Below are 13,240 nucleotides of genomic sequence, written 5' to 3'. Positions count from 1 at the left end.
TTATATGTTTTTAACGGTTGGTAAAATAGTCACTAACCGTTATTTTTTATTTCGAGTATAAAAACAATTAGTCTCTTACTACAATGATTCTACATATATTGCAGCGTTTACCATAAAAATGATAATGATGACACCAACATGGAATCTGTCATGTTACAATATGGGACGTGATCATCAATCGTAGAAGTTGTAATATTTTAGGAAAATCATTAGAAAGTATTTGAAAGTGATTGGATTGTACCGTCTTAAATATCAAATAAGCAAAGTATGCTCGACGATTTTTCTTTTATATATATAGAGGTAAGACGGTAAATATAAGGGAGGGGAGCACCTCGATGATGAACTATTTAAAAAATGTGACCTATATAGATCGTCATAAAATTGATTTTCAACGGGCGTTTCGTCAAGGACTGTTAATGTTTTTACCACTATGTTTTGGGATGATTTTTAATAACTTTTCAGCGACACTCCTTGCGACAATTGGAACGTTTGCCAATATCTATGTCTTTAAGGGGACATTTAATTCCCGATTACGGGCGGTTACTTTTTCGGCTTTAGGCCTGACGGTGGCAATGATGTTAGGGACATTAACTTCAGGCACGCCTTTATTATTTGGAATTTGTCTTTTAATTGTGGCGGTAGTGCCATACTATATTTTCAGTACTCTTAACATTCCCGGTCCTTCATCTACGTTCTTTATTATTGCATATAGCTTATCGAGCGTGATGCCTCATGACCCACAAGCTTTTGCGTTTCGAGGTGCTATGGTAGGAGTAGGGGGTTTAATGGCTCTCTTGTTTGTTTACATTGAGATTAAGCTGAGAAAAGAACAGCCGGAGTATGATGCAGTTGCTCAAGAGTTTAAGCAAATCCAGTCGCTCATTGACCACTTCAATGATCAAGTAAAGTTTAATGACTTAACGAAGACAGTCGTTCGTACTTTAATTTCTACTTCTGAAATACTTCAAACATCGCGCTCACTTCTAAAGAACAAGTCCATTGATTCTCAACGTTTGACGTTATTACATCATGCTGCTGAAGGGATTTACTCAGAGTTATTAGAGCTCAATGCGAAGGGGCATCGGCCTATTCCTGAAATTATATCTGATATGGTGACGTTTGTGATGAACCAAATTTTAGCTCCGTCACATAGCCATCACACTTGGAAAAAACATGTGGATGTCTCACCAGAGTATGAAAATTTAGTGGAATTGATTTTTAAAGTTGATGAAATTTTAACTGCCCCCGATGCTACAATTTCTAAAAATGAGACTATCCAATCGCCTCAGTATTGGAAAAGATTACGTTATAATTTAACGCCAGAGTCAATGAATTTTATCTCTACAGTAAAATATTCAGTCATTATAGGCATTGCCATTTTGATTGCTTTAATTTTTGACTTTGAAAGGGCGTACTGGATTCCATTAAGTGCCCATACGGTTTTACTTGGTGGTACGACGATTGCCAGTGTTGAGCGCGCAGGTGCACGTTGGTTTGGAACGATTGTAGGTGTAGGGATTGCAGTCATGATTTTAATGTTTCATCCGCCCCTTATCATTGCAGTCATTTTACTCTGTTTAAGTGGTGCGTTAACTGAGATGTTGATTGGTGCGAATTATGCTCTAGCGATGTTTGCGATTACAGTTCAAGTGATTTTACTGAGTGGTCTTGCTCAAGGTAACTTAACGATTATGATTGCGGTGCCGAGATTATTAGATACAACAGTAGGGATTTTAATCGCTGTGATAGGTGTGATGATTATCGGAAGACGTCTTGCTTCCAAACGCTTGCCCGAAATTATTGCCGATGTGACTCGTATTGAAGCACAAATGTTTCACACTATATTTTCTAGTAAAAGTGAAGAGACATCATACAATCGTTATCGTGAAAGGCTACGGCTAAAACTCAATATCGATAATATGGAAACCATGTATCGTTTTGCTTATGGCGAGTTGCTATCTAATCGAAAGCGGACACAGTATTTATATCCAGCAATGTTTATACTTGAACAGATGAGTTTTAAGTTAATTCAAGCCTTATATGATGATAAGCCTAAATACTTGAATAACGAAGCTATGGGACAGTATTTAGTTGCTTTTGAAAATGTTGCTAAATTATTTGAGCAAGGGCGATACCAAACTCAATTGATAGATCTACCTAAATTAGAGTACTATGCGCAGTTACGTCGCTCATTGATGCAGTTACAAAATATTGAACTTTACGATTATCAAAATCATAGAAATCCAAATTTATTAAAAGATTAGTCTATTTATTTAGTCATATAGAAAAAAGGGATTGCGTGTCTAAAATCAATTTAGTGTACGTGATCCCTTTTTATGATGATTTACTGAAAGCCTTTTGCCAATAGAGGCCTATCTTACATTGATTTGATTATCAGAGATCTGTCAGTGATTGATAGCATTGAGCTCTGTCTTAGTCTGCATTAAAACTAGCAATGAGTTGTTGTGTGTGTGCTTCAATTTTATCCATAGGAATCCCACCAAATCCCAATACAAAACGAGGGGGCCCTTTTACTTTGTCGAATGAATAATCAGAAAGGGGATGGATATCGATATCATTTGCTTTAAGCTGACGGATACATGTTGCTTTATCCCAACCATTTTGGATGGTAATAATAAAATGCATACCTGTTTTTTCACCGTTGATAGTGAATAATTCGGGGTACTGTTTTAAAGCGTTTAAAACTTTATCTCGCTTTTGTCTGTAAATTTTTCGCATCCGATTTAAATGACGCTCAAATTGATTGGTCTGCATAAAACGTGTGACCATAAATTGTGTATGTCTCGGAACAGTCCCTCCTTCAAGATTTTGAAGTGCATGATAACGTTGAAGTAATGCTTCAGGTAAAACTGCGTAGGCGATACGAATGGATGGTGAAATAGATTTTGAGAAAGTACTCACATAAATGACACGTCCTGATTGATCGAGACCTTGAAGTGCGGGAATGGGCTTACCTTCATATCGAAATTCTGAATCGTAGTCATCTTCAATAATAAATCGATCTTTGCTTTGATGTGCCCATTTTAGGAGTTGCATCCGTTTATTCAAACGCATCGTTACCCCACTCGGAAATTGATGACTCGGTGTAATGTATACGATGTTATCTTCAGTTTGGTTTATTGTTTCAATTGCAATCCCATCTTTTTCTACTGGAATAAAGCGAAAAGGAATATGCTTTCGCTTTAGTAATTGATGGACTTGAGGATAAATAGGGTCTTCTAACATGAATTGGCTATGGGATGGTAATAGATCTGTAATGATAGACAACAATTGTTCAGTTGAAGAAGCGACAATCACTTGTTCGGGTGTCGCTTGTACCCCGCGGCTATGAAATAAATACTGACTAATTTGTTGTCTTAATGCATAGTCACCTTGTCTATGACCTATCTCAACTAGCGGATATTGAGGTTCCTCAAATGCTTCTTTCGCATATTTACGAAATTGCTCAAAAGGAAAATGAGTTTGATCCACCATCCCTAATTTGAATGCATATTGAGGGTTATGTTCTGATGTTAAGGAACGTTGTGGTGATGGTGCAGGGCTTTCGTTAATAAAGGGGAGCGTCTCAATCGCACTAATATAAAACCCAGATTTAGGTTTGCTATAAATATAGCCCTCATCTATAAGTTGTGCATACGCATTCTCAACAGTCGTTTGGCTTACAGATAAGTACTGACTGAGTTGTCTTTTTGAAGGCAATTTTTCACCCTCTTGCATACTCCCATTAATTATACTTTTTTTAATATTTTCATATAGTTGAATGTAGATAGGTGAATTTTGTGACTGCTGGATATCGAACATTAACATTTCCATCATATTACTCCAATCTGACCCGCTTATTTTTTGTTATTCTGACACTTTAACCAGTTCAGTTATTAGTATAATCTACTTGTGAACGTATGAAAAGGAGGACAATCACCTATGTCAAAATTAATCGGATCAGAGCGTGTTAAACGCGGTATGGCAGAAATGCAAAAAGGTGGCGTTATCATGGACGTGGTTAACGCTGAACAAGCAAAAATTGCGGAAGAAGCTGGTGCTGTTGCAGTCATGGCACTTGAGCGTGTACCATCAGATATTCGTGCTGCTGGTGGTGTCGCACGTGCTTGTAATCCTTCTATAGTAGAAGAAGTAATGAATGCGGTATCTATTCCAGTCATGGCTAAATGTCGTATTGGCCATATTACAGAAGCAAGGGTTTTAGAAGCAATGGGTGTGGACTACATTGATGAATCAGAAGTATTAACACCTGCTGATGAAGTCTTCCACTTAAAGAAAAGTGATTATACCGTACCATTTGTATGTGGATGCCGAAACTTAGGAGAAGCTGCACGTCGTATTGGCGAAGGTGCTGCGATGCTTCGAACTAAAGGCGAACCAGGTACAGGAAATATCGTTGAAGCGGTACGTCATATGCGCCAAGTTAATCAAGAAGTGGCGCGTATCACAGTGATGAGTGATGACGAATTAATGACTGAAGCGAAAAACTTAGGTGCACCTTATGAAATCTTAAAAGATATTAAAGCACATGGTCGCTTACCGGTTGTAAACTTTGCAGCTGGTGGTGTCGCAACACCTCAAGACGCCGCATTAATGATGGAATTAGGTGCAGATGGTGTATTCGTTGGTTCAGGTATCTTTAAATCAGAAGATCCAGAAACTTTTGCTAAAGCTATTGTACAAGCGACAACACATTATCAAGACTACAAACTCATTGGCGAGTTAGCTAAAAAATTAGGTACTGCAATGAAAGGATTAGATATTAATCAACTTTCATTAGAAGAACGTATGCAAGAGCGTGGTTGGTAAAATGAAAATCGGAGTACTTGCATTACAAGGTGCTGTTCGTGAGCACATTCGACATATTGAAGCTACGGGGCATGAAGGCGTGCCAATTAAAAAAGTAGCACAATTAGAAGAAATAGAAGGGTTAATTATCCCTGGTGGTGAGTCAACAACGTTACGTCGCTTAATGGGACTTTATGGTTTTAAAGAAGCATTACGCGAATCACAATTGCCAATGTTTGGCACTTGTGCAGGCTTGATTGTGCTTGCGCAAGATATCGTTGACGAAGAAGGCTATTTACAAAAATTGGATATTACTGTAGAACGCAATTCATTTGGTCGTCAAGTTGACAGTTTTGAATCAGAGCTTCAAATTAAAGGGATAAATCAACCTGTAGAGGGTGTCTTTATTAGAGCACCTCATATCCAATCTGCAGCGCCACATGTAGAGATTTTAGGTCGAGTTGAAGATAAGATTATCGCAGTTCGTCAAAATCAATACTTAGGAATCTCATTTCATCCAGAATTAACAGATGATTACAGTATGACACAGTATTTTATAGAACAGGTTATCCCGAACAGCACATCGCAAAGAACCGAAGCTAAATGATAGTTGTCCTTATCCAATCTCATGGTTATGCATCAAGTGATAATCTAGGATGATAAGGACATCAAATATCAAAGCGATTGAGCTGGAAATCAATCCCAAAATAAATAGCGCTAAGATGATTTTCTATTAATAAATCATCTTAGCGCTTCTTTTTATAAAAAATTCGATTTCAATTATAAGAAGAAACCTGCGATTGTTGCAGACACAAATGATACTAATGTAGCACCAAATAATAATTTAAGTCCAAAGCGTGCAACCATGTCACCTTTTTCATCATTTAAAGATTTAATGGCTCCGGAAATAATACCGATCGAACTGAAATTCGCAAAAGATACTAAGAATACAGAGACAACACCTAGTGTACGAGGTGAAAGCCCGTTTGCTTTTCCTAATTCAGTCATTGCTACAAATTCATTAGATAGAAGCTTTGTAGCCATAATTGAACCTGCATGAACTGCATCATGCCAAGGAATACCTGTTAAAAATGCTAATGGTGCGAAAATGAAACCAATCAATGTTTGGAAATTCCAATCCAATTGACCACCAGAAACTAAACTGATAATACCGCCTACGATACCATTGAGTAATGAGATTAAAGCGATATAACCGATTAACATCGCACCTACAATAACAGCAACTTTAAATCCATCTAAGATATATTCGCCCAACATTTCAAAGAAAGATTGTTGCTTTTTCTCTTCTTCAATCAATAATTTGTCGTCTTCTTCGTTGACTTTATATGGATTAATAATAGAGGCAATAATGAAACCACCGAATAAGTTTAATACCACTGCGGTTACAACATATTTAGGTTCAACAAGTGTAAAGTAGGCACCGACAATTGATGCTGATACTGTAGACATTGCTGAAGCGGTTAATGTATATAAGCGATGTTTAGGAATATAAGGAAGTTGTTTTTTTAATGAAATGAACACTTCGGATTGTCCTAAAATAGCAGAAGCTACCGCATTATATGATTCTAAACGACCCATACCGTTAATTTTAGAAATTAAAAATCCAAGAACGTTAATAATTAATGGTAAGATTTTTGTGTATTGCAAAATACCAATCAACGCGGAAATAAAAATAATTGGCAGTAATACATTAAAGAAGAAAGGCGATGCGCCTTTGTTGGCTAAACCACCAAATACAAAATCGACACCGACTGCAGCTTGTTTTAATAAATAACCAAACCCAGTAGCAATACCGCCGACAATTTGAATCCCAATATTTGTTTTAAGTAAGAAAAATGCTAAAACAAGTTGGATAACAAGCATGATGCCAATATATTGCCAACGAACGTGCTTTTTATCAGAACTTGCTAAAAAAGCTAGGGCTAAAAATACAACAATCCCAACAACCCCAATTAAAATATGCATGTGAGTTCCACCTCTGCTTTTCAAAATTAAATTTCACTAGAACTATCATACACCAAAAATGTAAGCAGTAACATAGCAATTTTATAAATTTAAAATCAAATTGGTTGAAAAAGGTCAAAGTGGGTTCTATAATATAGTCAAAGATGGTCAAAAGAGGTGATACGATGCACAATATGTCTGACATCATAGAACAGTACATTAAAAAGTTATTTGAAGAAGCACAAGATGACGTTGTTGAAATTCAACGCGCAAACATTGCACAGCGTTTTGATTGCGTACCATCTCAGTTGAATTATGTCATCAAAACACGATTCACGAATGAACATGGTTATGAAATAGAAAGTAAACGTGGTGGCGGCGGGTATATTCGAATCACAAAAGTTGAAACAAAAGATCAAGGGAATTATATTAAACGTCTGATGGAATTAATTGGACCTGCCATTTCTCAGCAACAAGCGCTTTATATCATAGATGGTTTGTTGGAAAACAACTTGATTACTGAAAGAGAAGCCAAAATGATTGCAGCGATTGTAGATAGGGAAACATTGAAAATGGATGTGGCCGCAAGAGATATTATCCGGGCAAATATTTTGAAACGCCTACTACCGGTTATTAACTATTATTAAAGGATGATGTGCTATGAATACCGATAAATACAAACTTGAACGACATCAAGCGACAATCCCTTACCGTCAGCAAGTCAAATTGTCACAGCAACCTATCTATGGACAGTCTGACGATGATTGGCAAGAAGCAGAGGATGTTGAAGGGACTTTTGTCATCAAACAAATTTTACAACATTTGGCAGCTAAACACGGCTTGAGTGTCGATCAAGTGGTTTATCGAGAAGAAAAGCGCTGTCCAACTTGTCAAATGACATTAAAAGATATTGCGCATGTCGGCAAGTTCGGCTGTCATGATTGTTATCAAACTTTCAAAGAAGATGTTTATGACATTGTGAGACGTGTCCAAGGTGGTCATATTGAACATTCTGGAAAATGTCCACAGTCGTCGCAACAAAAACGGGCATTGAAAAAACAACTTGAAGAAAAACGTGCACATCTTGAATCACTTGTTTCAAAACAAGCTTTTGAAGAAGCGGCGATTGTACGAGATGAAATTCAAGCACTCCAACAACAAAGTGAGGTGTCCAAATCTGATGACGAATAATCTTGATCAGCACATGAGTGATTGGATGCAAGAAGTTCAATCACAACCTGTGATTATGTCTTCACGTATTCGGTTAGCGCGTAATCTTGAAAATCATGTACATCCTTTGATGTTCCCGTCTGAAGAGGAAGGACATCGTGTGATTAATGAAGTTCAAGATGTTTTAAAGGATATGAAAGTTTTAAGATTAGATGAATTAGATCAACAAAGTAAATATAAGTTAGTGGCTAAGCATTTAATTAGCCCAGAGCTGACAAAGCAACCCGCATCTGCTGTATTGTTGAACGAAGATGAATCTATTAGTGTAATGGTAAATGAAGAGGACCATATACGTATTCAAGCAATGGGTAACGATTTATCATTAGATACGCTTTATCAAAAAGCTTCTAAAATAGATGACGTCTTAGATGCTTCACTCGATATCAGTTATGATGAACAACTGGGTTATTTGACAACTTGTCCGACGAATGTTGGCACAGGTATGCGTGCGAGTGTGATGTTGCACTTGCCAGGGTTGTCTATTATGAAGCGAATGAATCGTATTGCACAAACGATTAACCGATTTGGTTTTACGATTAGAGGCATTTACGGTGAAGGTTCGCAAGTTTATGGACATGTTTATCAAGTTTCAAATCAATTAACACTTGGTAAAAGTGAACAAGAAATTATTGATGCATTAACAGAATTAGTTCATCAAATTATTAATGAAGAACTCGCATTACGAGATCGTTTAAATCAACACAATCATACTGAGACACTTGATAGAATCTATCGTTCATTGGGTATATTAAAATATAGTCGTTTAATTTCGGTAGAGGAAGCGTCATATCGTTTAAGTGATATTAAATTAGGTGTTGATTTGGGCATTTTAGAAATGGAAGACTTTCGATTTAATGAATTAATGATTGCGATTCAATCGCCATTTTTAATTGATGATGCAGAAGAACAATCCATTGAAGCCAAAAGAGCAGAAATTTTAAGAACGCATATATAAAACTAGGAGGTTGGCATATGTTATTTGGAAGATTAACAGAACGTGCGCAGCGTGTTTTAGCACATGCACAAGAAGAGGCAATTCGCTTAAATCACTCTAATATTGGAACAGAGCACTTACTACTAGGTTTAATGAAAGAACCAGAAGGTATTGCGGCAAAAGTATTAGAAAGTTTTGATATTACAGAAGATAAAGTTGTTGCAGAAGTAGAAAAATTGATTGGACATGGTCAAGAACAAATGGGCGCGTTACACTATACACCACGTGCTAAAAAGGTCATTGAACTTTCAATGGATGAAGCACGTAAATTACAGCACAACTTTGTAGGAACAGAGCACATTTTACTTGGCTTAATCCGTGAAAACGAAGGTGTAGCTGCACGTGTATTTGCAAACTTAGATTTAAATATTACTAAAGCACGTGCACAAGTTGTTAAAGCGTTAGGTAGCCCAGAAATGTCTAATAAAGGTGCACAAGCAGCTAAATCAAACAACACACCAACTTTAGATGGATTAGCAAGAGATTTAACAGTTATTGCTAAAGACGGTACGTTAGATCCAGTGGTAGGCCGAAATGCTGAAATTACACGTGTGATTGAAGTGTTAAGTCGACGTACAAAAAACAATCCTGTTCTTATCGGTGAACCTGGGGTAGGTAAAACTGCTATTGCGGAAGGTCTTGCTCAAGCAATCGTCAACAATGAAGTCCCAGAAACATTAAAAGATAAACGTGTCATGTCTTTAGATATGGGAACTGTTGTCGCAGGTACAAAATACCGTGGTGAGTTTGAAGAACGTCTTAAGAAAGTAATGGAAGAAATTCACCAAGCAGGCAATGTCATTTTATTCATTGACGAATTGCATACACTCATTGGTGCGGGTGGTGCAGAAGGTGCAATTGACGCCTCAAATATTTTAAAACCTGCCCTTGCACGTGGTGAACTACAATGTATTGGTGCCACAACATTAGATGAGTACCGTAAACACATCGAAAAAGATGCTGCACTTGAACGACGTTTCCAACCAGTACAAGTAGATGAACCAAGTGTTACGGATACAATTGAAATTTTAAAAGGCTTACGTGATCGTTATGAAGCACACCACAGAATTAACATTTCCGACGAAGCGATTGAAGCTGCTGCAAAATTAAGTAATCGTTATGTACAAGATCGTTTCTTACCAGATAAAGCGATTGATTTAATTGATGAAGCTAGTTCAAAAGTACGCTTAAAAAGCCATACAACACCAACAAGCTTAAAAGAGATTGAAGTACAAATTGAACAAGTGAAAAAAGAAAAAGATGCTGCAGTCCACGCACAAGAATTCGAAAATGCTGCAAATCTAAGAGATAAGCAAACAAAATTAGAAACGCAGTACGAAGAAGCTAAAAATGAATGGAAAAATAACCAAGGTGGCCAACACACAACACTTGTCCCTGAAGATATTGCAGAAGTTATTGCGGGTTGGACAGGTATTCCACTAACACGTTTGAACGAAACAGAATCAGATCGATTACTCAACTTGGAAGAAACATTACACCAACGTGTAATTGGTCAAGATGACGCAGTTGCTGCTATTTCTAAAGCCGTTCGTCGTGCGCGTGCAGGCTTAAAAGATCCTAAACGTCCAATTGGTAGCTTTATTTTCCTAGGACCAACAGGTGTAGGTAAAACAGAACTTGCGCGTGCATTAGCGCAATCTATGTTTGGTGAAGAAGATGCGATGATTCGCGTTGACATGAGTGAGTTTATGGAAAAACATGCAGTGAGTCGTTTGGTTGGTGCCCCTCCTGGATATGTAGGTCACGATGACGGAGGTCAATTAACTGAAAAAGTACGTCGTAAACCATACTCAGTTATTTTATTTGATGAAATTGAAAAAGCGCACCCAGATGTATTTAACATCTTATTACAAGTGTTAGACGATGGTCACTTGACTGACACGAAAGGTCGCCGAGTAGATTTCAGAAATACAGTCATTATTATGACTTCTAACGTCGGTGCACAAGAATTGCAAGACCAACGATTTGCAGGCTTTGGTGGCAATTCAGAAGGTAACGACTACGAAACAATTCGAAAAACAATGATGAAAGAATTGAAAAATGCGTTCCGTCCAGAGTTCTTAAACCGTGTTGACGACATCATTGTATTCCACAAACTTAATAAAGAAGAATTGAAAGAAATCGTAACAATGATGGTAGGTAAATTAACAGATCGCTTATCTGAACAAAACATTCATGTGAGTGTTACAGATGCAGCGAAAGATAAAATTGCCGCTGAAGGTTATGATCCAGAATATGGTGCACGTCCATTAATTCGCGCAATTCAAAAAACAGTTGAAGATAACTTAAGTGAGTTAATCTTAGAAGGTAAAGAATTAGAAGGTAAAAACGTTACTGTTGACTTTGACGGTGAATCTTTCCAATACGACATTTCTGAACGAGAATCAGATCAAGCAACAACATCTGAAGCATCATCGTAAAAATGTCTGAAAAGAACTGACGTATTTAAAGTGATTAAAAAAGAGTGCATAACCATTTGCTTTTGAGTCACATGCTTTTAAGGAGACGATTAAATCTTATGATAAATAAGAGGTCGTCTCCTTTTATGTTGTATTTATTAGAGTGATAGATATAAAATAGAAAATCATTAGCATTGTTATCCTTTTGTTAAGTAGCTTTGTTTTTGTTCAAGTTGACCAGTATCCGAATGCTTGCAACAGGCACACAAGTAAAGTTTAGATATGTATTAAAATCGACAATGGTTACGGTGTTAATTGCGATGAACATTGAATGATTGCGCTTTATTTCATAGGTTGTAGTGTGAGGTACAACCAGCCTTACGCAAAATTTGTCTTAAATCTTTAACAAGTATAAAATAGATATGTTATCCGAAGAGATGGGGGTGGCCTTGTGGCGAAAAAGAAAGTGATATTTGAATGTACAGCTTGTGGTTATCAATCTCCAAAATGGATGGGCAAATGCCCAAATTGTGGTGCATGGAATACAATGGAAGAGTCGATAGAACAAAAAGTAGCGAGCCCTAAACATGGGGTCAGATCTCAAAAAACGAGTACTTCCAAAATTCAAAAACTAAATGAAATTAAACAAGAACAAGCACCGCGTATCCTAACAAATAGTGATGAGTTTAACCGTGTACTCGGTGGAGGTATCGTAGAAGGATCGCTCGTCCTCATTGGTGGTGACCCAGGTATAGGGAAATCAACGCTGTTATTACAAATGTGTGCAGCACTCTCCCAAAGTAAAAATGTATTATATATTACAGGTGAGGAGTCACTTAATCAAACAAAGTTAAGGGCGGATCGACTTGACGAAGATGCGAGTCAATTGAATGTTTTTGCTGAGACCGACTTAGAAGTGATTCATGAAGCAGTGAAGAAAATTGAACCGGAGCTTATTGTAGTGGACTCAATTCAAACGATTTATCATCCAGAGATTAGTTCGGCTCCAGGATCCGTGTCACAAGTTCGTGAAAGTACACAAAGCTTAATGCAGATTGCAAAACAAATGAATATTGCTACTTTCATTGTAGGACATGTGACAAAAGAAGGCCAAATTGCTGGACCGCGTTTGTTAGAACACATGGTGGATACGGTGTTGTATTTCGAAGGCGATGAACATCATGCTTATCGTATTTTAAGAGCTGTTAAAAACCGTTTTGGTTCTACGAATGAAATGGGCATATTCGAAATGAAACAATCCGGATTGAAAAGTGTATTGAACCCATCAGAGATGTTTTTAGAGGAGCGTTCTACCAATGTGCCTGGCTCAACGATCGTTGCGACGATGGAAGGGACACGTCCATTACTTATTGAAGTACAAGCACTCGTTACGCCGACGACATTTAATAATCCTAGACGAATGGCTACAGGTATTGATCATAATCGCTTGAGTTTATTAATGGCAGTGTTAGAGAAAAAAGAAGGCTATTTATTACAACAACAAGACGCCTATATTAAAGTAGCAGGAGGCGTGAAGTTGTCTGAGCCAGCAGTGGACTTAAGTATTATTATCGCAACAGCATCAAGTTTTAAAGACCAAGCTGTCGATGGATTAGATTGTTTTATTGGAGAAGTTGGATTAACAGGGGAAGTACGACGCGTTTCCCGTATCGAACAACGGGTACAAGAAGCGGCAAAACTCGGTTTTAAACGTGTGATCTTACCTAAAACAAATATAGGGGGATGGCAATTCCCGCAAGGTATTGAAGTGATTGGTGTTTCTACTGTAAATGAAGCATTAAAATATGCCATAAAAAAATAG

General features: G+C 37.4%; 10 protein-coding genes. 8 read left to right on the top strand and 2 right to left on the bottom strand.

Going from position 1 to position 13,240, the window contains the following annotated elements; genetic code table 11:
• The first annotated feature begins 335 nt into the window (after window positions 1-335).
• Window positions 336-2,264: an FUSC family protein gene (locus KM149_RS11245; RefSeq protein ID WP_165546028.1), complete on the top strand. Its 1,929-nt coding sequence runs from the start codon at window positions 336-338 to the stop codon at window positions 2,262-2,264.
• Between the two features lie 169 nt (window positions 2,265-2,433).
• On the opposite strand, the gene pdxR is transcribed toward KM149_RS11245, so the two are convergent.
• Window positions 2,434-3,834 (bottom strand): MocR-like pyridoxine biosynthesis transcription factor PdxR, encoded by a 1,401-nt coding sequence (gene pdxR, locus KM149_RS11240; protein WP_241415400.1) that lies wholly within the window; start codon window positions 3,832-3,834, stop codon window positions 2,434-2,436.
• A 108-nt stretch (window positions 3,835-3,942) separates the two neighbouring features.
• Here pdxR and pdxS point away from each other — a divergent pair, with 108 nt between their 5' ends.
• Together pdxS and pdxT are read left to right on the top strand one after the other, a co-directional pair.
• Window positions 3,943-4,830 (top strand): pyridoxal 5'-phosphate synthase lyase subunit PdxS, encoded by an 888-nt coding sequence (gene pdxS / locus KM149_RS11235; protein WP_016424274.1) that lies wholly within the window; start codon window positions 3,943-3,945, stop codon window positions 4,828-4,830.
• 1 nt (window position 4,831) lies between these two features.
• Window positions 4,832-5,416: a pyridoxal 5'-phosphate synthase glutaminase subunit PdxT gene (gene pdxT, locus KM149_RS11230; RefSeq protein WP_241415399.1), complete on the top strand. Its 585-nt coding sequence runs from the start codon at window positions 4,832-4,834 to the stop codon at window positions 5,414-5,416.
• Window positions 5,417-5,589: 173 nt separating this feature from the next.
• Here pdxT and KM149_RS11225 read toward each other — a convergent pair whose 3' ends face one another.
• The gene (locus KM149_RS11225) at window positions 5,590-6,795 is read right to left on the bottom strand and encodes a NupC/NupG family nucleoside CNT transporter (protein WP_050331776.1); all 1,206 of its coding nucleotides are present in this window, start codon (window positions 6,793-6,795) and stop codon (window positions 5,590-5,592) included.
• A gap of 164 nt (window positions 6,796-6,959) precedes the next feature.
• Between KM149_RS11225 and KM149_RS11220 the strand changes: the two genes are divergently transcribed.
• The 5 genes from KM149_RS11220 (at window position 6,960) to radA (ending at window position 13,240) form a co-directional block, all read left to right on the top strand.
• Window positions 6,960-7,421, top strand: a complete 462-nt coding sequence (locus tag KM149_RS11220) for a CtsR family transcriptional regulator (RefSeq protein ID WP_016424279.1) — start codon at window positions 6,960-6,962, stop codon at window positions 7,419-7,421.
• 13 nt (window positions 7,422-7,434) lie between these two features.
• On the top strand, window positions 7,435-7,965 hold the full coding sequence (locus KM149_RS11215) for a UvrB/UvrC motif-containing protein (RefSeq protein ID WP_165546024.1): 531 nt from the start codon (window positions 7,435-7,437) through the stop codon (window positions 7,963-7,965).
• Window positions 7,955-8,959 (top strand): protein arginine kinase, encoded by a 1,005-nt coding sequence (locus KM149_RS11210; protein WP_050346077.1) that lies wholly within the window; start codon window positions 7,955-7,957, stop codon window positions 8,957-8,959. The genes KM149_RS11215 and KM149_RS11210 overlap by 11 nt, the downstream gene beginning before the upstream one ends.
• A 17-nt stretch (window positions 8,960-8,976) precedes the next feature.
• The gene (locus KM149_RS11205) at window positions 8,977-11,439 is read left to right on the top strand and encodes an ATP-dependent Clp protease ATP-binding subunit (RefSeq protein ID WP_050346076.1); all 2,463 of its coding nucleotides are present in this window, start codon (window positions 8,977-8,979) and stop codon (window positions 11,437-11,439) included.
• A gap of 430 nt (window positions 11,440-11,869) precedes the next feature.
• Window positions 11,870-13,240 (top strand): DNA repair protein RadA, encoded by a 1,371-nt coding sequence (gene radA, locus KM149_RS11200; protein ID WP_241415398.1) that lies wholly within the window; start codon window positions 11,870-11,872, stop codon window positions 13,238-13,240.

The organism is Staphylococcus coagulans (assembly GCF_022557135.1).
Lineage (GTDB): Bacteria > Bacillota > Bacilli > Staphylococcales > Staphylococcaceae > Staphylococcus > Staphylococcus coagulans.
The sequence above is the reverse complement of the archived record's forward strand: the minus strand, read 5'-3'. Positions and strand labels throughout refer to the sequence as shown.

What these genes read in the sequence shown, in the direction of transcription:
- KM149_RS11215 (WP_165546024.1), top strand. Translation starts at nt 7,435, where the DNA reads ATGAATACCGATAAATACAAACTTGAACGACATCAAGCGACAATCCCT.
- KM149_RS11220 (WP_016424279.1), top strand. Translation starts at nt 6,960, where the DNA reads ATGCACAATATGTCTGACATCATAGAACAGTACATTAAAAAGTTATTT.
- KM149_RS11205 (WP_050346076.1), top strand. Translation starts at nt 8,977, where the DNA reads ATGTTATTTGGAAGATTAACAGAACGTGCGCAGCGTGTTTTAGCACAT.
- KM149_RS11225 (WP_050331776.1), bottom strand. Translation starts at nt 6,795, where the DNA reads ATGCATATTTTAATTGGGGTTGTTGGGATTGTTGTATTTTTAGCCCTA.
- pdxT (WP_241415399.1), top strand. Translation starts at nt 4,832, where the DNA reads ATGAAAATCGGAGTACTTGCATTACAAGGTGCTGTTCGTGAGCACATT.
- KM149_RS11210 (WP_050346077.1), top strand. Translation starts at nt 7,955, where the DNA reads ATGACGAATAATCTTGATCAGCACATGAGTGATTGGATGCAAGAAGTT.
- pdxR (WP_241415400.1), bottom strand. Translation starts at nt 3,834, where the DNA reads ATGGAAATGTTAATGTTCGATATCCAGCAGTCACAAAATTCACCTATC.
- KM149_RS11245 (WP_165546028.1), top strand. Translation starts at nt 336, where the DNA reads ATGATGAACTATTTAAAAAATGTGACCTATATAGATCGTCATAAAATT.
- pdxS (WP_016424274.1), top strand. Translation starts at nt 3,943, where the DNA reads ATGTCAAAATTAATCGGATCAGAGCGTGTTAAACGCGGTATGGCAGAA.